This is a genomic window from Mycetocola tolaasinivorans (assembly GCF_003667565.1).
In the GTDB taxonomy this organism is placed as follows: Bacteria; Actinomycetota; Actinomycetes; order Actinomycetales; family Microbacteriaceae; genus Mycetocola; species Mycetocola tolaasinivorans.
Genome location: NZ_RCUX01000004.1, coordinates 132,320 through 154,571 on the forward strand (window position 1 = coordinate 132,320; position 22,252 = coordinate 154,571).

Below are 22,252 nucleotides of genomic sequence, written 5' to 3' on the forward strand. Positions count from 1 at the left end.
GAACGTGACCTCATCCACCGCCCCGCGGCAGCTCGGTTTTATTCACCTGGTGCCAATCGATCCCGAAGACCCCACGCGCGGTCTCGCCGACACGATCGAGCTGTTCCGCTTTGCCGAGGAACTCGGGCTCGATAGCGGATGGCTGCGTAGCCGCCACCTGCAGCGCGGGCTGGGTTCTCCCGCGGTGCTCTTTGGGGCGCTCGCCCAGCACACCACGCGCATCGGGCTCGGGACCGCGGTCATCCCCGTGGGCAACGAGAATCCGTTCCGACTGGCCGAGGATCTCGGCACCGCCGACCTCCTCTCGAACGGTCGCGTCCTGGCTGGAGTAAGCGTGCACGCGCCGGGTTTCAGCGACGAGGTCAACGACATCGTGTTTGATGCCGGCTGGCGCAGCGAGGACTACGGCTACGGCCGCATTGAGCGCCTGCGCGACCTGATCGCAGGCGAGACGGTTCGTGAGGTGGCCCCGTACAACGGCATCGGCGGCGACCTCGATACCGCCCGGGTCGAGCCGCACAGCCCCGGTCTGGCGCAGCGCATCTGGTACGGCGGCGGATCCCTGCGCTCGGCCGAGTGGGCGGGCCAGGCCGGCCTCGGCTGGCTCATGAGCAACATCAGCAGCACCGAAAATGGCGTGCTCGATTTTGGTCTCGTGCAGAAGGCACAGATCGACACCTACCGTGCAGCCCACCCGCACCCCGAAAACTCCCGTGCGATCGTCGCCCGCGTGCTGGTCCCGACCGAGGACACCACGCCCGCCCAGCGCGAGCTCTACACCGCACACGTTGCCGGGCGCACCCCGCGCACGCTGAAGGTGCACGGCGAGCGCACCATTATCGCCCCGGATCTCCTCGGCGCCACCGACGAGATCGTCGAGCGCATCGTGGCCGACCCCGGATACCTCGCCGCGGATGACTTCCTGGTTGAGCTGCCCTTTGAATTTGGCCTGGATGAGTGGAAGCACATCCTGCACCAGGTCGCCACGAAGATCGGCCCGGCACTCGGCTGGACCCCGGGCGGTGCCGCGTGAGCGTGCAGCAGGCCGTCACCGTTATCCGGCTGGCTCGTCCCGGCGAGTACGAGGCGATCGACGCGCTGATCCGCGCCGCCTACGCCCACGACTACGGTGAGAAGGGGCACGCCACCGACCCCATGCAGTTCGCGGCCACCCGCGCCGAAAACTACGACGTGTGGGTCGCCGAGGGGGCCGAGGGCGCGCTACTGGGCAGCATCACGACCCGCCGCGCGGGGGTGCCGCCCCTGCACGAGGACGTCCTCGATAGCGAGTTGGACCTGCGCATCCTGGGCGTCTCGCCGGACGCGCGCCGCCAGGGAATCGCCGCCGCGCTGATGACCCACGTCATCGGTCACGCCCGCGAGACGGGCTTTCAGGGTGTGTTTCTCAAGACCGGACCGAACATGACCGGGGCGCACGCACTCTACGAACACCTGGGGTTTGTGCGCGCGCCCAAACGCGACGGCCTCTGGATCGGCGGGAAGAAGATCCTCGACCTGTTCACGTTCGTCTATCCGCTGGGAACGCCCTAACGCGCAACTCCCAGCAGCGCCGGAACCTCGGTGACCGACGCCAGGATGTGCACGCGGGAATCACGGCCGGCGGCGTAGCCCGCGGCGTCAAAATCGGCGGCGCTCAGCTCGCCGGTCAGGACCCCAACCGTGTGCGCGACGCCGGCGTTGAGGCCCGCCTGCACGTCGACCACGGTGTCCCCGGCGGTGAGGACTCGTGAGACATCAACGATGCCCGTGTGCTCCATCGCCCGGTGAATCAGGTACGGTGCCGGGCGGCCCTGGGCCACCTCATCGCCGCAGACCAGGGCATCGATCGTGACGCCCTCATCGTCTCCGGGCACCCCGATTCGCCAGCCGAGCCCCGCGAGAATCCCGGTCGCGACCGGGCGCGTGAACCCGGTGGTCAGGGCGATGCGAATACCGGCCGCACGCAGCTCGCGCAGCGTCTCGGGGATGCCGGGTAGCGGGCGCGGAGGCGTGGTGGTGTAGTACTGGTCGAGCAGGGTGGCGAAGCGATCGTAGGCGCTCGCGATACTCGCGGCCGTCACGGTACCTCCGCCGAGTTCAAGCAGTGCCGCGAGGGCAGCGTGCTTTTCGGTGCCCATCCAGGCCTGGAGATCGTGCGGGTCCACCGTGGCACCGGTCTCTGTCACGGCGTCTTCCAGGGCGCGATACACCGCGCCGCCATCGTCGATGGTGGTGCCGGCCATGTCAAAAACTGCGAGCTGAATCATGATTCCTCCGGTGGGTATTTGGGGGTTGTGAGTGATGGAGTGGACTAGGGCAGCGCCGAGAGGCCCTCGGGGGCGGCCCCCACCACCGCACGGGTGAGCGGGGTGCGGTGCTCGGAGGAGTTCTCGACCACGAAGGTTGCCATGCTGGGCAGGTAGCGGTCATCCGAGGATTCCAGGACGTCGCCGTTCTGATCGAACGAGACGCGGCGCACCCGCAGCAGCGGACCGCCCACCGGCACCCGCAGCCACTCGGCATCCAGCTGGTGGGCGGCCACGGCGTCGATCACGTGCCGCGCGCGCACCGGCGAGATGTTGAGGGCGCGCATGTTTTGGTAGATGCTGCCGTTGTCGAGATCGGCGCTGATGAGGTGGCGGCCAATCCGGAATGGAAAGAGAGAGCGCTCCAGCATCGCCGGTTCGCCATCGAGCAGGCGCAGGCGAATGATCTCGACCACCTGCTCATCCATGTCGATCTCCAGCTCGCGAGCGACCTCCTCCGTGGCCGGGCGGCGGGCGGCCTCGATCACGCGCTGACCGGGGGTGTACCCCAGGTCGCGCGCCCACTCGGTGAAGGACATGAAGGTGTCAAACGACTGCAGCGGGACCGCTCGGTTGACCCGCGGTGGGGCCCCGCGTCCACCCACGATCATGCCCTCGGCGCGCAGCGCTGCGAGGGCCTGGCGTACCGGGCCGCGCGAGGTGCCGAACTCCTCGGCGAGCTCCTTTTCGCTGGGTACGCGTTCGCCCTGACGCCACTCACCGGAGCGAATGCGCTGGATCATCGTGTCGTAGAGCCGCGTGTGCAGCGGCGTTGATTCGGTCATGAGCACAAGCATACGAGTTGTCTGTACTAGGTGTGTACAACTCACTAGAGAAATACATGAACGACTCGTGACCGAATGTCTACGAGATGTGTTTTTCGGTTAACTCCCGCGGAATTGAGCTGAAAAAAGTTGTCATGATTAGTTTCAAAACAGCATGCTCGAAACATGACAACAACACCAACCCCGCCGCAGATCGTGATCGTCGGTGCCGGCATTATCGGGCTCTCCCACGCGGTAGCCGCGCTGGATGCCGGCTATCGGGTGACGGTGCTGGAGCAGGATGCCCGGGCCGTGAGTGCGAGCATCCGAAACTTTGGCCACCTGGGGTTCGGTGCCCACGGCGGCGAGCACGGCGTCCTCGCCGATGAGGCCCGCCCGCTGTGGCTGAGCATCGCCGAGCGTGCCGGGGTCGCGGCCCACCGCACCGGCACCCTGGTGCTGGCCCGAGACGCCGCCGAGCGCGAGGCGCTTGATGAGGCGCGCACCCAGGAGCGCTTTGCGAACGCCGCCGCGCTGGACGCGGACCGAACCGCCGCGCTGCTGGGCCGCGCCTCGGCATCGCCCGAACTGGCCGGCCTCCTCCTGCCGGGCGACCTGACGGTTGATCCTCGCACCGCGGTGGCCACGATCGCCGCCTGGGTCAACGCCCACGAACGCGGCCGGGTGCGCTTCGGCACCGCGGTCTTCGCGGCTGAGGACGGCCGGGTCGTGACCGCCCGCGGCGACGTCTTCGCCGATCACGTGATCGTCACCGCCGGACACCTGATCGGCCGCCTGTACCCCGAGATCGCCGAGGATCACGGGATCGGCGAGTGCGCACTGCAGATGCTGCGCGTCCGGGCCCGCGCAATCGATGGGCCGGGTGCCGCCGTCCTGACCGGCACCTCGATGCTGCGCTACTCGGCCTTCTCCGGCCCCGCGATCGAGCGACTGCGGGCGCACCTCACCGAAACGCGCCCCGAGCTCCTCGCGATCCAGGCAAACATCATGCTCACCCGGCACACGGACGGCACGATTCTGATCGGTGACACCCATGCGGCGCACCGCAGCGCGCCGCCGTTCCTCTCCGAAACCTGGTCGCAGATTGTGCTCGCCGAGATCACCGACGTGCTCGGTGCCGGCCCGCTCGAGGTGCTCGAGCGCTGGCAGGGCGTCTACGCCCAGAGCGCCACCCACGGCATCGTGACCACGCACCCTCGCCCCGGCGTCACGGCCGTTACCGTGACCACCGGTATCGGCATGACCCTCGGTCCGGCACTCGGTGCCCGCACCGTGGGTGCCCTCACCCTTTCCCTCCCCGCAACACACAGCTAGCCCCACCCACCACCCAACCCTCCCCAAGGAGAATCGTGAAAAAGAACCCCGTCCTCATCGCCTCCGCCGCCGCGCTGATCGCCCTCGGGCTCTCGGCCTGCTCGAGCCCCGCCTCCGGTGGTGACGCCGCCGCCAAGCCCTCGGAGAAATCGACCGAGTGCCCCGGAGGCAAGATCCGCATGGGCATCCTGCCCTATGAGGACCCGGAGAAGCTTGAGCCCGCCTACAAGGTGCTGGCCGAGGCCCTCTCGAAGAAGCTGGACTGCCCGGTCGAGGTGAGCATCACCGAGGACTACGCCGCCGAGGTCCTCGCCATGGAGAATGACCAGCTGGAGATCGCCCAGTTCGGTCCGCTCGGTTTTGTGTTCGCCAGCCAGCGTGCCGACGCCATCCCGATGGTGTCCTTCGGCGACGCCCAGGGTAAGCCCACCACCTACACCGGTGGCATCTGGGTGCCCAACGACTCCCCGATCAAGAGCCTCGAAGACCTCAAGGGTCACACCCTGGCCCTCGGTAGCCCCGGCTCGACCTCGGGCGACGCCCTGCCGATGTCGGCCCTGACCGATGCCGGCATCGTGGACGAGGTCACCGCGGACTACGCCGGTGGACACCCGGAGGCCCTGCTCGCCCTGGTCAACGGTACCGTGGACGCCGCGCAGATCAACTCGCAGACCCTCGCTACCGCGACCGCCAAGGGCACCTTCGACCAGACCAAGTTCCGTCAGGTCTGGAAGTCGCGCGACATCCCGAACGACCCGGTAACCGTCCGCGGAAACCTGCCCAAGGAGTTCCAGAAGGCCGTGACCGACGCCCTGCTGAGCCTCGACACCGCAGACGTCGAGAAGGTCAGCGCGTTCCTCGGTGTGAAGGAGGCCGGACCCCTGATTCCGGTCACCAAGGAGACCTACCAGCCGCTGTTCGACCTGGCCAAGACCATGGGCCTCACCGAGAAGGACGTCTAGTCCAATGAACACCCTCACCGCGCGCGGCACCACCGCATCGGATACCACCGCCGAGGTTCTCCTGGATGTACACGCGCTGTCCAAACGTTTCGGCGACCGGACCGTGCTGCGAGAACTCAGCATGCGGGTCCATGCGGGGGAGGTGGTGGCCTTCCTCGGGGCAAACGGATCGGGGAAGTCCACCACGCTGCGCGCGGTGAACGGGCTGATCGAAGCGGATGCCGGCGACATTACGATCGCCGGGGTCAACCTCAATGAGGCCAGCCCGCAGCGCCGGGCCGAGGCCCGCCGCACCGCCGCCACCGTGTTTCAGAAGATCCACCTGGTGGGCCGCCGCACCGCGCTTCAAAACGTGTGTGCGGGCGGATTCTCGCGCCTGCCCACCTGGCGTTCGATCCCGCCGCTGTTTGGCCGGGAACTCCGTGAGGAGGCCATGGCCTGCCTCGATCGGGTGGGCCTGGCCGACCGCGCCCACGACCGCGCGGGTAGCCTCTCCGGCGGCCAGCAGCAGCGGGTCGCGATCGCCCGGGCGCTGTGCCAGCGCCCCCGCATCATCCTCGCCGATGAGCCGGTGTCGGCGCTTGACCCGCGAGCGGCCGATGACGTCATGGCGCTTCTTCACACCCTCGCGGTGGAGGAGGGCCTCGGGGTGGCGGCTGTGTTGCACCAGCCCGAGCTTGCCCAGCGCTACGCCCACCGCATCATCGGGCTCCGCGATGGTGCCCTGACCTTTGACGCGCCGACCGGCGAGGTCACCCCCGAACAGATCCAGGCGCTCTACCGATGAGCGCCCACGGAACCCAATCCCCGAGGACCCCCGTGACCGACACCCCCACCCGCCGCCGCACGTCCGTCCGCACGCTCCCGGTGCCACCCGATTCGCGGGCTCCCTGGCGGGCGGGCTCGTGGACGGCCATCATCGCGATCCTCGTGATCCTGCACCTGTTTGCGTTCGAGGCCACCGACTTCCGGCCCGATGCCCTGGTGACGGGGGCTCGTGGCATGGCGAACTTCCTGGCCGAGGCGATCCCGCCGGATTTCAGCCCGAAGGTCATTACCGCCGGTATTTCCGGGGCCCTGACCACACTCTGGATCGGGCTGCTCGGCACCACGATCTCGATTCCGTTCGCGCTGCTGCTCGCGGTGCTCGGCGCGCGCACCACCTCGCCGAACACCGTGGTCTACCAGATCGCTCGCGCGATCCTCTCGTTCTTCCGCGCCGTTCCGGACATCGTCTTTGCGCTGATCTTCGTGACCGCGGTGGGCCTCGGCCCCTTCGCCGGTGTGCTCGCGCTCATCTGCCACAACACCGGGGTGATGGGCAAGCTGTGGTCCGAGGCGATGGAGGACGTGGATCCCGGCCCTGAGCAGGCGCTGCGTACCGCCGGTGCCAACCGCTTCCAGATCGTGGCGAATGCCACCGTGCCCTCGGTCCTGCCTCAGCTCACCGGCCTGCTGCTCTACCGCTTCGACGTCAACGTGCGCTCCTCGCTGGTGCTCGGCCTCGTGGGGGCCGGTGGCATCGGGCTGCTCATCAACAAGTCGATCAAGACCTTCCAGTTCGACACCATGCTCACCTATCTGATCATCGTGCTGGTGCTCATCATCGTGGTGGACCTGGCCTCCGCCTGGATCAGAAAGAAGCTCGCATAATGGTGATGCTGAACGAAACGAGTGTCGGCGTGCGTGCCGACGACCTGGTCTTCGCCCTCGAACTGGCCGCGCTCGCCGATGCCGAGAGCCTGCCGCGCTATGCGGCGGCAAACCTGAAGCACGGGGTGAAGGCCGATGGCTCGGTCGTGACCGAGGCCGATACCGCGACCGAGCGGGTGTTGCGGGCCGCCATCGAGCACGGACGCCCGGAGGACGGCTTCTTTGGCGAGGAAACCGGCGAGCACGCGGGCCGTAGCACCCGACGCTGGATTATCGACCCGATCGACGGCACCGCAAACTTCCTGCGCGGGGTTCCCAACTGGGGCACGCTGATCGCGCTCGAGATCGATGGCGTGCCGGTGCTCGGCGTGGTCTCCGCCCCCGCGCTGGGCCTGCGCTGGTGGGCCCAGACCGGCCACGGTGCCTGGCGGCAGCAGGGTACTCGGGAGCCCACCCGACTGCGCGTTAGCGCGGTGGATCGCGTGGATCAGGCATCGCTGAGCTTCCAGTCCGTCGAGTCCTGGTCCGATGCCGGCCACCTCGACGCGCTGCTCGAGCTCTGCGCCGACGTGTGGCGGGATCGCGCCTACGGCGACCTCTGGGCATACATGCTGTTGGCCGAGGGCGCGCTGGATGCGGTGTGCGAGTTCAACGTGTTTGCCTACGACCTGGCCGCGGTGATCCCGATCGTGCGCGAGGCCGGCGGCACCTGCACCGATGTGAACGGCCGCTCCTCGCACACCTCCGGTAACCTCCTGGCCACGAACGGCCCGCTGCACGAGCAGATCCGCGCGCGGATCACCGGCTAGCCCCACAACTTTCTCCCTCCCCATACCCCACCCCTCTCTAGGAGAACACCCCATGAAATCGCATTCCTCAGGCGTGCGTCGAGACTCAGCGGAACCATCCCCGTTCCGCCCGGGTCAGAGCGCCCCGAATCGCACCACATCCCGCGGCCGTCGGCGTATTGCCGGTGCGGTTGCGTTCCTCGTCTTTCTCAGCGGGGCGGCCGCCGTTCCGGCGTTCGCCGCGAGCCCGGTGGCCGAGGGTTTCGAGAACGGTCAGGATGCCGTCACCCCGCCGGAGGGCTGGAGTATCGACAGCACCAACACCGTGGGAATGAAGGCGGGCTGGCAGGGCTGGACCTTCCACCCCGTTTCCGAGGTCACCGCGGCGTTCCCCGGGTCGGGAAAGCAGGGCGAGTTTGCGCGCGGTACCGGCCGGGTTGCGATCGTGCAATCGGATTCAAACCGGCCTACGAGCGGAACCTTCTCGTCAACCCTGTGGTCGAGCCCGCTGAGTATCGCCGAGAAGACGGGCGCGGTTCAGGTGTCGTTCGATAGCCACTATCGCCAGGGGCAGGCCCCGCAGAACGCGCAGCTCGTGGCACGCTTTGACGGCGGGGAACCCGTTGTGGTGGAGCGATTCACTGCCGACCGACTCAACCAGAGCGTTTCGCGCTCCGTGGACGCTCCCGCGAATGCCGCGCGCGTGCAGTTCGGGTGGCAGTACCTGCAGAGCACCAACAACTGGTACTGGATGATCGACAACGTGAGAATGCAGGAGGCTCCGCCGGCGGACACCCAGCCGGTACTGAAGGGAAACCAGAAGCCACTGATCGCTCCGGGAGAGCGTGGCACCGTCACGATCGGCGGCCTGCGACCGGGTCAGCAGCCGGTCGTGGCCCTGGGCGCCGGTGCCCCGATCGCGGGCATTCCCGCGGCGGATGGCGAGGGGGCCGTGACACTGGACGTCGCGATTCCCGCCGACGCTCCGAACGGAATACAGCAGCTGCGCATCTCGGGTGAGGACATCGTCACCACGTCGCTGCCGATCACCGTCTACCGGAGCACCGGATCGGCGTTGGCCACGACCGAAAAGAAGGTCTGGTTTGACGGGTTCGAATCGGCGCAGTCCTGGGCAATTCCCGCGGGTAGCCCGTGGAGCATATCCACCGTGGACGATGTTGTGGCGCAGCTGGGGACGGACCGCCGTCAGGCGTTTACCCTGGCCGACGGTCGAATCGCCGTCATCGATGCGTCGCGCGGTGCAGCGTCCGGATCGCTCGCCTCCGCGGAGATCGCCGTTCGCACCGGAGACACCCTCGAACTGCGCGTAGACAGCCACTTCCGCAAGCGCGGCACTGGTGCCCAAACGGGGTCGGTAACGGCCGTTTACTCCTCGGGGGAGCGAGAGACGCTGCGCACCCTCGGCGAAACGCAGGAATCCGCTCAGCTGAGGCTTCCGCTGACCGTGCCCGCTGCGGCAACCGGCGTGCGCTTCGAGTTCTCGTTCGCCGGAGACCTCGGAACGGGGTCCTGGATGCTGGATAACGCTCAGGTTGTGCGTGGTCTTGGCGATCTGCCCGAGGGCGAGCCTTCGAGCGCGCGGGTCGACGTGTTTAGCGACATTCAGGGCGCAAACGCCCGCATGCAGAACCAGGTACTGCCCGGGTTCCGTGCCCTAACCGAGCGTGCGAACACGGTTGTTGCAAACGGTGACCTGGTCTCAAACGGCACCCCCGACCTCTACACCGCGTTCTACAACGCGTACAACGCCGGTGGAGGAAATCAGTATCCGCTTCAGATCGCGACCATTGGAAACCACGAGTACTACGGCTCCGGCACCGTGGACGGATTCCGGAACCGATTCCTCGACACCACGGGCATGCGAAGCGTGGGTGACCAGGGCGGCCTCTGGGGCGAACAGCTCGTGGACGGGCAGCTTCCGCTCATCTGGCTCGGCAGTGAGGCTCACGACTACAGCCAGGCCAAGGGCTCGGGGCCGTTCGTGAAGATGTCCGACCGCCAGTACGAGTGGCTGCGTGACCGCCTGGCCTACTGGAAGTCGCAGAACAAGCCGGTGCTGCTGATGACCCACCACGTGTTTGCCGGGTCGGTCTCCGGTACCTACATCAACTTCTACCGCAACGACTACGACAGCGACACCGCACGACTGACCGCGCTCCTCGCGGACAACCCGAATGTGACGGTTCTGACGAGCCACACTCACTGGGCAGCCACCCTCAATGACTGGAGCGCCGAGAAGCGGTTCGATGCTACCCGGGCTCAGGCCCCGACCGTCGTGAACACGGTTGCGGTCACGACCCAGTACGGCCCGAGTGGCGACTGGGGTGAGGCCGGAAACAGCAATGCGGACCCGGTGGGCCTGCGTGTAGCGCTCTACAAGGACCGTCTGCGAGTGACGGCCTACTCGTTCAATGCACAGGCAACTCCGCGCGAGATCAAGCACATCGATATCGCCATTCCTGGAAACGAGCCCACCGGTCCGGCTCTCCCGACCCCCGGGGCCGAGATTGAAACCGACGCTCCGGTGGCGGGGCAGAGCATCACCGTGGCCGGGCAGGGATTCACCGCGGGGGAGAGTCTCTCGGTTGAGCTTCGCCAGGTGCAGGCAGCGAGCCTCTTCCGTGCAGCAGCCACTCCGATTTCCCTCGGTACCGTCACCGCCGATGAGCGCGGTTCGTTCCGCGTAGAGCTGGCAATTCCCGCCACCGTCCCCGCAGGTGCCTACACCCTGGCTCTCGTTCGTGCCGGAGGCGAGGCAATCGAGAAGCCGGTGACCATCAGGCCGGCGGTGGAGCCGACCGTGGAGCCGACCGTTGAGCCCACGAAGGAGCCGACGAAGGAGCCGACGAAGGAGCCGACTGTGGAGCCGACCGTTGTGCCCACGAAGGAGCCCACCGTGGAGCCGACCGTTGTGCCCACGAAGGAGCCGACGAAGGAGCCGACCGTGGAGCCGACCGTTGAGCCCACGAAGGAGCCGACGAAGGAGCCGACCGTGGAGCCCACCGTGGAGCCGACCGTTGAGCCCACCACCGGCCCGACGACGGTGCCCACCACCGGCCCGACCATCGCGCCGACGGATCCCTCCGCCGATCCGACGCACTCGCCCACTTCGCCAACGGGTAAGCCGAGTGCTACCTCGACGGTGCCCGGCGAGGATGGTTCGGGATCGCTCCCCGGAACCGGTGCCAACACGAACGGCCTCGCGCTGTTCGCCGGTGGCCTCGGCCTGATTGCGCTGCTGTTGTTTGGCCTGCGTCGCCGAGCGCGAGGCTAGTTACCCTCCGATTCGGCACCGACGCATAGCGCGTCGAGGAAGTGCTCGTGACCCACCCTGGGTCACGGGCACTTTTGCGTGGGGAAGGGCTCCGTTCCCAAAACCATCACATTCATGATGGTTTCTCTGGGCTGTCGTGAATTGCCTCGTCGAGACCTATTTACTCTGAGGATTTCATTCGTTATACTTCGACCCTCGCACGGGGGGTGCGGCGCGGATGCGTGGATTTCTCCTCCGGCGGCACATATTTTTCGCCCAGTCGATCGTGTTACCCCCTCAAAAGGAGCCAAATCTCAATGAATTCGCAGCCCAGCGACCTACGCACACCCGGTTCGGGTAGACCCGGCAGCGGGTCGCTCGTTCGCGCCCTAGTGCCCTCTTCCCGTCGCCGCGGGCGGAAGGTTTTGGCCGCTATCGTATCCCTCGCTGTCGCATTGACGGCCATTGGCATTGGTACCGCACCCGCATTTGCGGCCGGCCCCCTCAGCCAGTCTTTTGAGTCCGCACCGAATGCGCAGACGGCCCCCGAGGGGTGGTCTGTCGACAGCACTAACACCGATGGGATGAAGGCGGGGTGGCAGGGCTGGACGTTCCACACCGTCAAGCAGGTCACCGATGCGTTCCCGGGGTCGGGCAAGCAGAACGAGTTCAGTCGCGGGCAGGGTAAGGTCGCCGTTGTTCAGTCGGACGCCAACCGTCCGGCCCAGGACCGGTTTGACTCCACCCTGTGGTCCGACTCCATGGACATAACTAACTCGACCGGTGGCGTGCGGGTGAACTTTGACAGCCACTATCGTCAGGGCCTCGCACCACAGACCGCACAGCTCGTCGCACGGTTCGACGATGCCGAGCCGGTGGTTGTTGAGCGATTCTCTCAGGACCGTCTCAACCAGGAGGTGAGCTCGATCATTCAGGCACCGATCGGTGCGCAGAAGGTCCGCATCGGTTGGCAGTATCTCCAGAGCTCCAACAACTGGTACTGGATGATCGATAACGTCTCCATTTTTGAGGTGAACGCACCCGAGAACGTACCGTTCCTGGTGGGTTCGCAGAAGCCCCTGGTTGGTGCAGGGAAGAACACCATGCTGACCATCGCTGGGCTCCGTCCCGGTCAGCAGCTCATGGCTACTCTCGGCCAGGGCGGTTCGGTGCCCGACATTGCGCCGGCGGGTGTGGACGGTACCGTCTCCATTCGCGTCTTCGCACCGGAGGGGCTTGAGAACGGAATTCACTTCCTGAGCCTGGGCGGTCCCGGAATTGCACCCACGCGCATTCCGCTGACCGTTTATAACTCGACCGGTTCGGATCTGGCCAGCACCGAGAAGAAGGTGTGGTTTGACGGCTTCGAGAACGACGGAGTCTGGACGATCCCGGCCGAGAGCGACTGGAGCGTGTCCACCCTTCCCGAGATCGTCGCGAACTGGGGTGCCGACCGTCGTCAGGCCTTCACCATCGCCGATGGAAACATCGCCGTGATCGATGCTGCCCGCGGTGCCGTCTCGGGCACCCTGACTTCTCCGGCTATTGCGGTGGTTGAGGGCGATGCCCTGGAGCTTCGCGTTGACAGCCACTTCCGTGCACGCGCCAACGGTGGCCAGCGTGCCACGATCACCGCCGTTTACAACAACGGGGAGAGCCAGGTGCTGCGCGCCCTGGAGAATTCGAGTGAGGAGGCCCTGCAGAACCGTCTTCCGATGAGCATTCCCGTGGGCACGACCTCGGTTCACTTCGAGTTCGACTTTACCGGTGCCGATAAGGCCGGCTCCTGGATGGTTGATAATGCTCAGCTCGTGCGCGGTCTGGGTGAGCTCCCCGAGGGCGAGAAGGCCCTGGCACTCGTTGACGTCTATAGCGACGTCCAGAAGGCCAATGACCGCCTGCGCTACCAGGTGCTGCCGGGATTCCGGAACCTGAGCGAGCGTGCGGATACCCTGGTGGCCAACGGTGACCTCGTCAACAACGGTGTTTCCGCCGAATACTCCGCCTACAACGCCGCATATCGCGCCGGTGGCGGTACCGCATACCCCACGCAGATTGCCACGATCGGTAACCACGAGTACTACGGTCTCGGCTCGGATACCTCGGATCAGTATCGCGAGCGCTTCCTGGATGCCACCAACATGCGAAACGTTGGTGACCAGGGTGGTCTCTGGGGTGAGCAGCTTGTTGGCGGCGAGCTGCCGCTGATCTGGCTCGGTAGCGAGGGATACGACTTCATCAAGCAGACGGGCTCGGGTCCGTTCGTGAAGTTCTCGGATCTTCAGTACGAGTGGCTGCGTGATCGCCTCGCCCACTGGAAGTCGCAGAACAAGCCGGTGCTGCTGATGACTCACCACGTGTTTGCCGACTCCATTTCGGGTACCTACATTAACTTCAGCCGCAACGACTATGCCGATGACACCGCGCGTATCGCCGCTCTGCTCGAGGACAACCCGAACGTCACGGCGCTCACCAGCCACACCCACTGGGGTGCACAGCTGAACGACTGGAGTGCCGAGAAGCGGTTTGACCCGACCCGGGTCCAGGCACCCACCCTCGTGAACACCGTCGCGCTGACGACCCAGTATGGGCCGAGTGGCGACTGGAACGAGACCGGCGATCCGAAGGCTGACCCGGTGGGTCTGCAGGTTGGCCTCTATGAGGACCGTCTGCGCGTGACCGCGTACTCGTTCAATAGCCGGGCCGTGCCGAACAAGATTAAGCACATTGACATCGCGATTCCGGGCGCAGAGCCCACCGCGCCGATTATCTCCACCCCCGAGCTTGCGGTGGAGGACAGCGCGGTTGTTGCCGGTGAGGCCCTTGCCGCATCCGGTACCGGTTTTGCCGCGGATGAGGCCCTGCGGGCCGAGTTGCGTGCGGCCGAGGGTTCGGTGGAGCCGATCTCCCTGGGTGCCGTTACCGCGGATGCCGAGGGTGCCTTCACCCAGGCGCTGACGGTCCCCGAAGCGGTGCCGGCGGGGGAGTACCTCCTGACGATCGTTCGGGCGGATGGTTCGACGGTGGAAACCGCGGTGACCATTTCCGAACCCGTCGTGTTGGTCCCCGAGATGACGCTCGATGTTGAGAGCGTTGTTGCCGGCGAGAGCGTGACCGTGACCGGCCACGACTTTGCTGCGGGCGAGGTACTGACGGTCGAGCTGCGTGAGAGCGCCGTTGTCGAATTCCCGACGGCCCGCACGGGCCCGTCATTTGCGCGTGCCCCCGCGGCGGTATCGCTGGGATCCATCACGGCCGATGCTGATGGTGCGATTCTGGATACCCTGACCGTGCCGGAAACCGTGCCCGCTGGGCGCTATGGTTTCACCCTGGTGCGCCCCGATGGGGCGACCCTGGAGCAGCCGCTCGAGGTGGTCGCACCCGCGATTCCCGCCGAGATGTCCCTGGATTCCGAGACCGTTGTTGCCGGTGAGGCCGTGACGGTGTCTGGTCTGGGCTTCGCCGCGCACGAGGTTATTACCGCCGAGCTGCGCTCGCCGCAGGGCGGTGCCACGGTATCCCTTGGTACCGTAACCGCGGGTGTTGACGGTGCGTTCTCGCAGCTCGTCTCCGTGCCGGAGAACACTCCGGCCGGCAGCTTTGTCTTCACCCTGGTGCGCACCGATGGGGCTACCCTGGAGGCGTCCCTCGCCGTGACGGCACCGGTTATTCCGGCCGAGATTTCGGTGGATGTTGCCTCGGTTGTTGCGGGTGAGAGTGTGAGCGTTTCGGGTGCGCACTTCTCTGCGGAGGAGCGTGTGCGAGTTGAGCTGCGCTCGACGAACGGCGCCGATACTGTTTCGCTGGGTACCGCGACCGCTTCCGCTGATGGTTCGTTCGAGAAGGCATTTACCGTTCCGGCGGATGCCGCGGCTGGCGCGTATAGCCTCGCGGTGGTGCGTGAAGATGGCACCGTCCTGGATGCCGGTCTCACGGTTACCGCCCCGGTGGTTCCCGCTGAGATGTCCGTCGACGTGGACTCGGTTGTTGCCGGCGAGAGCGTGACCGTTTCGGGATCGCACTTCACCGAGGGTGAGAGCGTGACCGTTGAGCTGCGCTCCACCAGCGGTGGCGACACCGTTCCCCTCGGCTCGGCGAAGGCCGACGCTGACGGTTCGTTCGAGAAGAACTTCACGGTCCCGGCTGATGCCGCTGCCGGTGAGTATTCCCTTTCTGTTGTTCGTGCCGATGGTGCGGTGCTCGAGGCTGCGCTGACCGTGACCGCGCCCGCCGAAATCTCGGTGGACGTCACCTCGGTTGTTGCGGGTGAGAGCGTTTCGGTTTCGGGTGTTCGTTTCTCCTCGGAGGAGAGCCTGAAGATCGAGCTGCGTTCGAAGAACGGTGGCGACACCGTTTCTCTCGGCACCGCAAAGGCTGATAAGGACGGGTCGTTCGAGAAGACGTTCACCGTTCCGGCTTCTGCCGCTGCGGGGGAGTATGCACTTGCCGTGGTTCGCGCCAACGAGGCCGTTCTTGAATCAGCCCTGACCGTGACCGCGGTGGTAATCCCTGCCGAAATCTCGGTTGATGTGGCCACGGTTGTTGCGGGTGAGATCGTTTCGGTTTCGGGTGCACACTTCACCGCCGCTGAAGAGCTGGCCGTGGAGCTGCGTTCAAAGAACGGTGACGAGACCGTCTCGCTCGGTACCGTGACCGCAGCCGCTGATGGTTCATTTGTGAACAACTTCACCGTTCCGGCTGATGCCGCTGCCGGTGACTATGCACTCTCCGTGGTGCGTGCCAACGGTGCGGTGCTCGACGCTGCGCTGACCGTGACCGCGCCCGCCGAGATCTCGGTGGATGTGACCTCGGTTGTTGCCGGGGAGAGCGTGACCGTTTCGGGTGCGCGCTTCACCGATGGTGAGAGCGTGAGCGTTGAGCTGCGATCGAAGAGCGGTGGAGACACCGTTTCCCTGGGCACTGTGAAGGCCGATAAGAACGGTTCGTTTGAGAAGAAGTTCACCGTTCCGGCTTCTGCTACCGCTGGTGAGTATGCACTCTCGGTAGTTCGTTCCAACGGTGCGGTTCTGGATGCTGGCCTGACCGTGACCGCGCCTGCCGTGATTTCGGTGGATGTGACCTCGGTTGTTGCCGGGGAGAGCGTGGCCGTTTCGGGTGCGAACTTCTCTTCGGAGGAGAGCTTGAAGGTCGAGCTGCGTTCGAAGAACGGTGGCGACACCGTTTCGCTGGGTACCGTGACCGCATCCGCGGATGGTTCGTTCGAGAAGACCTTCACCGTTCCGACTGATGCCGCGGCTGGAGAGTACGCACTCTCCGTGGTTCGTTCCAACGGTGCGGTGCTCGATGCTGCCCTGACCGTGACCGCGCCGGCTGAGATTTCGGTGGATGTGGCCACAGTTGTTGCGGGTGAGAGCGTGAGCGTAACGGGATCGCACTTCACCGGTGGTGAGAGCGTGAGCGTTGAGCTGCGCTCCAAGAATGGCGGAGACACTATTTCTCTCGGCACTGTGAAGGCTGACAAGGACGGATCGTTCGAGAAGAAGTTCACCGTTCCGGCTTCTGCTATCGCTGGTGAGTATGCACTCTCGGTTGTTCGTTCTAACGGTGCTGTGCTCGACGCTGTACTGACCGTGACTGCACCAGCCGAAATCTCGGTTGACGTAACCTCGGTTGTTGCCGGTGAGAATGTGTCCGTTTCAGGATCGCACTTCACCGATGGCGAGAACCTCACCGTTGAGCTGCGTTCGAAGAATGGTGGAGACACCGTTTCGCTGGGTACCGTGAAGGCCGATAAGAACGGTTCGTTCGAGAAGACGTTCACCGTTCCGACTGATGCCGCCGCCGGTGAGTATGCACTCTCGGTTGTTCGTTCTAACGGTGCTGTGCTCGACGCTGTACTGACCGTGACTGCACCAGCCGAAATCTCGGTTGACGTAACCTCGGTTGTTGCCGGTGAGAACGTGTCCGTTTTGGGATCGCACTTCACCGATGGTGAAGAGCTGACCGTCGAGCTGCGCTCCAAGAATGGTGGCGACACCGTTTCGCTGGGTACCGTGAAGGCCGATAAGAACGGTTCGTTTGAGAACGCATTCACCGTTCCTGCTGATGCCGCTGCCGGTGAGTATGTCCTCTCCGTGGTGCGTGCCAACGGCGCGGTCCTTGATGCCGCGCTGACCGTGACCGCTCCGGTGATTCCGGCTGAGATCTCAGTGGATGTGACCACCGTCATTGCTGGCGAGAATGTATCTGTTGCGGGTGCGCACTTCACCGATGGCGAGAGCGTGGGCGTTGAGCTGCGTTCGAAGAACGGTGGAGACACTGTTTCGCTGGGCGATGTGAAGGCTGATAAGAACGGTTCGTTTGACAGGGCGTTCACGATTCCGGCTTCGGTGACGGCCGGTGAGTACACGCTCGCGGTTGTCCGTGCCGATGGCGCCGTGCTCGATGCTGCCCTGACCGTGACCGCGCCGGCTGAGATTTCGGTTGACGTAACTTCGGTTGTTGCCGGTGAGAGCGTGAGCGTAACGGGATCGCACTTTACCGATGGTGAAGAGCTGACCGTTGAGCTGCGCTCCAAGAACGGTGGCGACTCTGTTTCGCTGGGTACCGTGAAGGCCGATAAGTACGGTTCGTTTGACAAGGTGTTCGACGTTCCCGCTTCGGTGACGGCCGGTGAATATGCGCTCTCCGTGGTGCGTGCCAACGGCGCGGTTCTGGATGCTGCCCTGACCGTGACCGCTCCGGTGATTCCGGCTGAGGTCTCGGTTGATGTGACCACCGTCGTTGCCGGTGAGAAGGTATCTGTTACGGGATCGCACTTCACCGAGGGTGAAGAGGTCACGATTGAGCTGCGTTCGAAGAACGGTGGAGACACTGTTTCGCTGGGCGATGTGAAGGCTGACAAGAATGGTTCGTTTGACAAGGCGTTTACCGTTCCGGCTTCGGTGACGGCCGGTGAGTACACGCTCGCGGTTGTCCGTGTCGATGGTGCTGTGCTTGATGCTGCTCTGACTGTAACCGCACCTGCGGAAATCTCGGTAGATGCCAACTCGGTAATCGCCGGTGAAGACGTAACCGTTTCGGGTGCTCACTTCACCGAGGGTGAAGCGCTGACTGTTGAGCTGCGCTCGAAGAACGGTGCAGACACCGTTTCCCTGGGTACTGTGAAGGCCGATAAGAACGGTTCGTTCGAGAAGAACTTCACCGTTCCTGCTGATGCCGCTGCCGGTGAGTTTGCGCTCTCGGTGGTACGTGCCAACGGTGCGGTGCTCGATGCTGCACTGACCGTGACTGCGCCTGCTGAGATATTGGTTGACGTAACCTCGGTTGTTGCGGGTGAGAACGTTTCGGTTTCAGGTGTTCGTTTCTCCTCGGAGGAGAGCCTGAAGATCGAGCTGCGCTCGAAGAACGGTGCAGACACCGTTTCCCTGGGTACTGTGAAGGCCGATAAGAACGGTTCGTTCGAGAAGAACTTCACCGTTCCTGCTGATGCCGCTGCCGGTGAGTTTGCGCTCTCGGTGGTTCGTACCAACGGCGCGGTCCTTGATGCCGCGCTGACCGTGACCGCTCCGGTGATTCCGGCTGAGATCTCGGTTGATGTGGCTTCGGCTGTTGCTGGCGAGAAGGTATCCGTTACGGGTGCTCACTTCACCGATGGCGAGAATGTCACCGTTGAGCTCCGTTCGAAGACCGGTGGCGACACCGTTTCGCTGGGTACCGTGAAGGCCGATAAGAACGGTTCGTTTGACAAGGCGTTCACCGTTCCGGCTGATGCCGCTGCCGGTGACTACGCACTCTCCGTGGTGCGTGCCAACGGCGCGGTCCTCGACGCTGCTCTGACCGTAACCGCTCCGGTGATCCCGGCACAGATTTCGGTTGATTCGGGCTCCGTTGTGGCAGGCGAAAAGGTGACCGTTTCGGGTGCTCACTTCACCGATGGCGAGAGCGTCACCGTTGAGCTGCGTCCGAAGAACGGTGGCGACACCGTTTCGCTGGGTACCGTGAAGGCCGATAAGAACGGTTCGTTCGAGCAGGCGTTCAGCATTCCCGAGAACGTCACCGAGGGCGAGTACACGATCGTCGTGATGCGTGCCGACGGCACCGAGGTTGAGACCGGCGTTCAGATCACCGAACCCGAGAAGCCCGTGCTCCCGACCCCGGTGTTCAGCATCGATAACGACACCGTTGTGGCAGGAGAGGACGTGACCATCATCGGACACGACTTCGCCGCGAACGAGGCCCTGACCGTGGAACTGCGCGGAAACGCATACGTGCGGTTCCCGACCGAACCGCGAGGAATCTCGTTCCAGCGTTCGGCCGACTCGATCAGCCTCGGCACCGTAACCGCGAACGCCGACGGTGCGATCCGGAGCGTCCTGACGGTACCCGAAACCGCACCCGAGGGCACCTACGCGCTGACCCTCGTCCGCGCCGACGGTACCACACTGGACACCCCGCTCGCCGTGACCGCGGCCGAGCTCCCCGTTGAGCCCACCCCCGAGCCGACCCCGACGGTTGACCCGACTCCGACGGTCGATCCGACTCCGACGGTCGATCCGACCCCCACGGTTGACCCGACCCCCACGGTTGACCCGACCCCCACGGTTGACCCGACCCCCACGGTTGACCCGACCCCCACGGTCGATCCGACCCCCACGGTTGACCCGACCCCCACGGTTGACCCGACTCCGACGGTCGATCCGACTCCGACGGTTGACCCGACTCCGACGGTTGACCCGACTCCGACGGTTGACCCGACTCCGACGGTTGACCCGACCCCCACGGTTGACCCGACCGAGCCCACCAGCCCCACCGCAATCCCGACCGACGGGCCCATCTCACCCACCGGCACCGCAACCGCGGGCCCCGGTGCCGGTCAGATCGACGGTACTGACGGGGCCGCCGGCGCGGACAAGCTGCCGGCCTCCGGTAGCGATGGTGGTGGCCGAATGGCCGTCCTCGCCGGCGGATTCCTGCTGCTCGGGCTGCTGTTCCTCGGCCTGCGCCGCCGCCGGGTATCGCGTGAGGCATAACCCCCGCGCCCGAATCTCCGGGCACCGCGGATAACACGAACGCCCACGACCAATCGGTCGTGGGCGTTCGTGCGTGGCGGTGGCGAGGGGCTAGCCCTTCACCGCTCCGCCCATGCCGGCGGACTTCAGGAACAGGCCCTGGAAGATGATGAACAGCACGATCGGCACCAGCGTCGAGATCGCCAGGGCAGCCAGGTAGGTGCCCAGATCGATGGTCTGCTGCAGCTGCGGCAGACGCACCGACAGCGGCTGAACCTCGGGGAGCGCCAGCACGAGCTTGGGCCAGAGGAAGTCCTTCCAGGCGGCGATCACCGCGAAGACCGACACCACACCGATGATGGGCTTCGAGAGCGGCAGCACTATCTGCCAGAAGATGCGGAACGACCCGGCACCCTCGGTCCGTGCGGCCTCAAAGATCTCCGGCGGGAGGTTTTCGAAGAAGCGCTTGACCAGCAGGATGTTGAACGCGTTCGCCCCGGCCGGCAGCCACACCGCCCAGAACGTATTCTGCAGCGAGATCCCGAGGAAGGGCACGTCCAGAATGGTCAGGTACAGCGGCACGAGCAGCACCACCGAGGGAACAAACAGCGTGGCCAGCACGAGGGCGTTCAGCACCTTCGCGTAGGCGGGCTTCAGGATGGCCAGCACATAGCCGGCGGTCATCGTCACGATCAGCTGCATTACCAGCACACCGAGGGCCACCCAGACGGTGTTCATGAACTGCACATCGAGGCCGATGGTGGTCCAGGCCTTGCTGACGTTATCCCAGGCGAAACCGTTCGGGAACAGCGCCATCGGCGTGCGCAGGGTGTCCTGCGTGGGGGTGATCGCGGCCTTCGCAAGCCACAGGATCGGGCCGAGGCCGCCGATCGCGAGCAGCACGAGCAGGGTGATCTGGATACCGTTCGCCGAGCGACGGATACCGCGGCGGCTCCACTCGTTCGAGGAAATAATCCCGCGATCCAGGCCCTCCGAGGAGGCGGCCTTCTTCGCCTTTTTGCCGCGGCGGGGGCGCAGCGGGGAATTCGGTTCGGTGAGGATCGCAGCCTCAGCTTCGGCGGTGACAACGCCGCCCAGGGTCGGTGAGGTGGTCAATTCTTGCTCCAACCAGAGGTGAGACGGAAGTACACGAAGGACAGCAGGGCGAGGAAGAGCGCCAGCATCACGCTGAGGGCCGTCGCGGAGCCGTAGTTACCACCGAGGCTGTTCTGGAAGCCGTAGCGGTAGATGAGTTGGAGGAGGGTCACCGTGGAGTTGGCCGGGCCTCCATCCGTAAAGAGGAATGGTTCGAGGAAGACCTGGGCGGTACCGATGATCTGCAGAATCAGTGTGATCAGCAGCACACCGCGCAGCTGCGGCAGGGTCACGTGCCAAATCTTGCGCCAGATACCCGCGCCGTCGATCTCGGCGGCGTCATACAGCTCGGGGGCCACACCGGTGAGGGCTGCGAGGTAGATGATGATGGTTCCACCGGCGGCGGCCCAGGTGGCCTCCAGCACGATCGAGGGCATCGCCATGGTGGCATCCTGAATCCAGGGGAAGGGCCCAAGACCCACCCAGCCGAGGATGGTGTTGAACACACCGTTGGGGCCCGCATCGTAGAAGAACTTCCACAGCAGCACCGCGACAACCGGCGGGATGACCACGGGCAAATAGGCGAGGACCGAGTACAGGCCGCGAGCCCGACGCACCTCGCTCATGAGCACGGCCGCGATCAGCGGGATCGGGTAACCGAAAATCAGCGCGAGCAGCGCAAACCAACCGGTGTTCTGCAGGGCGGTCCAAAATACCGGGTCCTCCAGCACGCGCTGGAAGTTCAGCAGACCCACGAACTGCGGTTCGGTGATCAGGTTGGTCTTCTGGAAGCTCATCACGAACGCGCGGATGATCGGGTAGAACGAGAACAGCCCAAAGATGATGATCATCGGGGCGGCGAAGAGGAGATTGGAGAGCCCACCGCCACGCAACCAGGTGCGTGGATTCCGGGCGCGCCGACGCTTGGTCGGTGCGGGTTTGGTGAGGGTGGTCATGGTGGCGGTGGTGCCTTCCTGCACGGGGGAAAAACGTGGTGTGACCGCGGGGATGGGAGCCCCCATCCCCGCGGCCGGTGTGGTGTCGAAACACTCACGGATGATACTTACGCGGCGTGAACCGCGGACCGCTCGCCAACGCTGGCG

At 65.2% G+C, this 22,252-nt stretch carries 13 protein-coding genes; 9 read left to right on the forward strand and 4 right to left on the reverse strand.

Annotated elements, in window-relative coordinates:
- Nucleotides 1–4 precede the first annotated feature (4 nt).
- Both D9V32_RS06100 and D9V32_RS06105 read left to right on the forward strand, forming a co-directional pair.
- Complete coding sequence (locus D9V32_RS06100) at nucleotides 5–1,033, forward strand: LLM class flavin-dependent oxidoreductase (RefSeq protein ID WP_183086200.1); 1,029 nt, start codon at nucleotides 5–7, stop codon at nucleotides 1,031–1,033.
- Nucleotides 1,030–1,551 carry a GNAT family N-acetyltransferase gene (locus D9V32_RS06105; RefSeq protein ID WP_147440412.1) on the forward strand — a complete coding sequence of 174 codons (522 nt, stop codon included), beginning with the start codon at nucleotides 1,030–1,032 and terminating at the stop codon, nucleotides 1,549–1,551. The genes D9V32_RS06100 and D9V32_RS06105 overlap by 4 nt, the downstream gene beginning before the upstream one ends.
- On the opposite strand, the gene D9V32_RS06110 is transcribed toward D9V32_RS06105, so the two are convergent.
- Both D9V32_RS06110 and D9V32_RS06115 read right to left on the reverse strand, forming a co-directional pair.
- The gene (locus tag D9V32_RS06110) at nucleotides 1,548–2,267 is read right to left on the reverse strand and encodes a phosphonatase-like hydrolase (protein WP_121648017.1); all 720 of its coding nucleotides are present in this window, start codon (nucleotides 2,265–2,267) and stop codon (nucleotides 1,548–1,550) included. The genes D9V32_RS06105 and D9V32_RS06110 overlap by 4 nt on opposite strands.
- A gap of 44 nt (nucleotides 2,268–2,311) precedes the next feature.
- A complete protein-coding gene (locus tag D9V32_RS06115; RefSeq protein ID WP_183086201.1) occupies nucleotides 2,312–3,091 on the reverse strand; it encodes a GntR family transcriptional regulator in 780 nt (259 codons plus the stop codon).
- Nucleotides 3,092–3,256: 165 nt separating this feature from the next.
- On the opposite strand from D9V32_RS06115, the gene D9V32_RS06120 reads away from it, so the two are divergent.
- The 7 genes from D9V32_RS06120 to D9V32_RS06150 all read left to right on the forward strand — a co-directional run bounded on the left by D9V32_RS06120 (nucleotide 3,257) and on the right by D9V32_RS06150 (nucleotide 20,075).
- Nucleotides 3,257–4,405, forward strand: a complete 1,149-nt coding sequence (locus tag D9V32_RS06120; protein ID WP_121648018.1) for a TIGR03364 family FAD-dependent oxidoreductase — start codon at nucleotides 3,257–3,259, stop codon at nucleotides 4,403–4,405.
- Between the two features lie 35 nt (nucleotides 4,406–4,440).
- Entirely contained in the window at nucleotides 4,441–5,367 is a 927-nt protein-coding gene (locus D9V32_RS06125; RefSeq protein ID WP_121648019.1) for a phosphate/phosphite/phosphonate ABC transporter substrate-binding protein, read from the forward strand.
- Nucleotides 5,368–5,371: 4 nt separating this feature from the next.
- Nucleotides 5,372–6,154: a phosphonate ABC transporter ATP-binding protein gene (locus D9V32_RS06130; RefSeq protein ID WP_121648020.1), complete on the forward strand. Its 783-nt coding sequence runs from the start codon at nucleotides 5,372–5,374 to the stop codon at nucleotides 6,152–6,154.
- Nucleotides 6,155–6,186: 32 nt separating this feature from the next.
- Nucleotides 6,187–7,020, forward strand: a complete 834-nt coding sequence (phnE, locus tag D9V32_RS06135) for a phosphonate ABC transporter, permease protein PhnE (RefSeq protein ID WP_245982113.1) — start codon at nucleotides 6,187–6,189, stop codon at nucleotides 7,018–7,020.
- A complete protein-coding gene (locus tag D9V32_RS06140; RefSeq protein ID WP_245982114.1) occupies nucleotides 7,020–7,829 on the forward strand; it encodes an inositol monophosphatase family protein in 810 nt (269 codons plus the stop codon). The genes phnE and D9V32_RS06140 overlap by 1 nt, the downstream gene beginning before the upstream one ends.
- A 52-nt stretch (nucleotides 7,830–7,881) precedes the next feature.
- Nucleotides 7,882–11,103, forward strand: coding sequence for a metallophosphoesterase (locus D9V32_RS16455; RefSeq protein WP_121648022.1), 3,222 nt, complete (start codon nucleotides 7,882–7,884; stop codon nucleotides 11,101–11,103).
- A 404-nt stretch (nucleotides 11,104–11,507) separates the two neighbouring features.
- A complete protein-coding gene (locus D9V32_RS06150) occupies nucleotides 11,508–20,075 on the forward strand; it encodes a metallophosphoesterase (RefSeq protein WP_147440413.1) in 8,568 nt (2,855 codons plus the stop codon).
- Between the two features lie 90 nt (nucleotides 20,076–20,165).
- Here the strand turns inward: D9V32_RS06150 and D9V32_RS06155 are convergent, their stop codons facing one another.
- Both D9V32_RS06155 and D9V32_RS06160 read right to left on the reverse strand, forming a co-directional pair.
- Nucleotides 20,166–21,170: a carbohydrate ABC transporter permease gene (locus tag D9V32_RS06155; RefSeq protein ID WP_220700663.1), complete on the reverse strand. Its 1,005-nt coding sequence runs from the start codon at nucleotides 21,168–21,170 to the stop codon at nucleotides 20,166–20,168.
- Nucleotides 21,167–22,105, reverse strand: coding sequence for a carbohydrate ABC transporter permease (locus tag D9V32_RS06160; RefSeq protein WP_183086202.1), 939 nt, complete (start codon nucleotides 22,103–22,105; stop codon nucleotides 21,167–21,169). Before D9V32_RS06160 ends, D9V32_RS06155 begins: the two co-directional genes overlap by 4 nt.
- Between the last annotated feature and the right edge of the window lie 147 nt (nucleotides 22,106–22,252).

Excerpts from the sequence above, each read along its gene's own strand:
- D9V32_RS06115 (WP_183086201.1), bottom strand. The coding sequence starts at position 3,091 with ATGACCGAATCAACGCCGCTGCACACGCGGCTCTACGACACGATGATC.
- D9V32_RS06130 (WP_121648020.1), top strand. The coding sequence starts at position 5,372 with ATGAACACCCTCACCGCGCGCGGCACCACCGCATCGGATACCACCGCC.
- D9V32_RS06110 (WP_121648017.1), bottom strand. The coding sequence starts at position 2,267 with ATGATTCAGCTCGCAGTTTTTGACATGGCCGGCACCACCATCGACGAT.
- D9V32_RS06120 (WP_121648018.1), top strand. The coding sequence starts at position 3,257 with ATGACAACAACACCAACCCCGCCGCAGATCGTGATCGTCGGTGCCGGC.
- D9V32_RS16455 (WP_121648022.1), top strand. The coding sequence starts at position 7,882 with ATGAAATCGCATTCCTCAGGCGTGCGTCGAGACTCAGCGGAACCATCC.
- D9V32_RS06160 (WP_183086202.1), bottom strand. The coding sequence starts at position 22,105 with ATGACCACCCTCACCAAACCCGCACCGACCAAGCGTCGGCGCGCCCGG.
- D9V32_RS06140 (WP_245982114.1), top strand. The coding sequence starts at position 7,020 with ATGGTGATGCTGAACGAAACGAGTGTCGGCGTGCGTGCCGACGACCTG.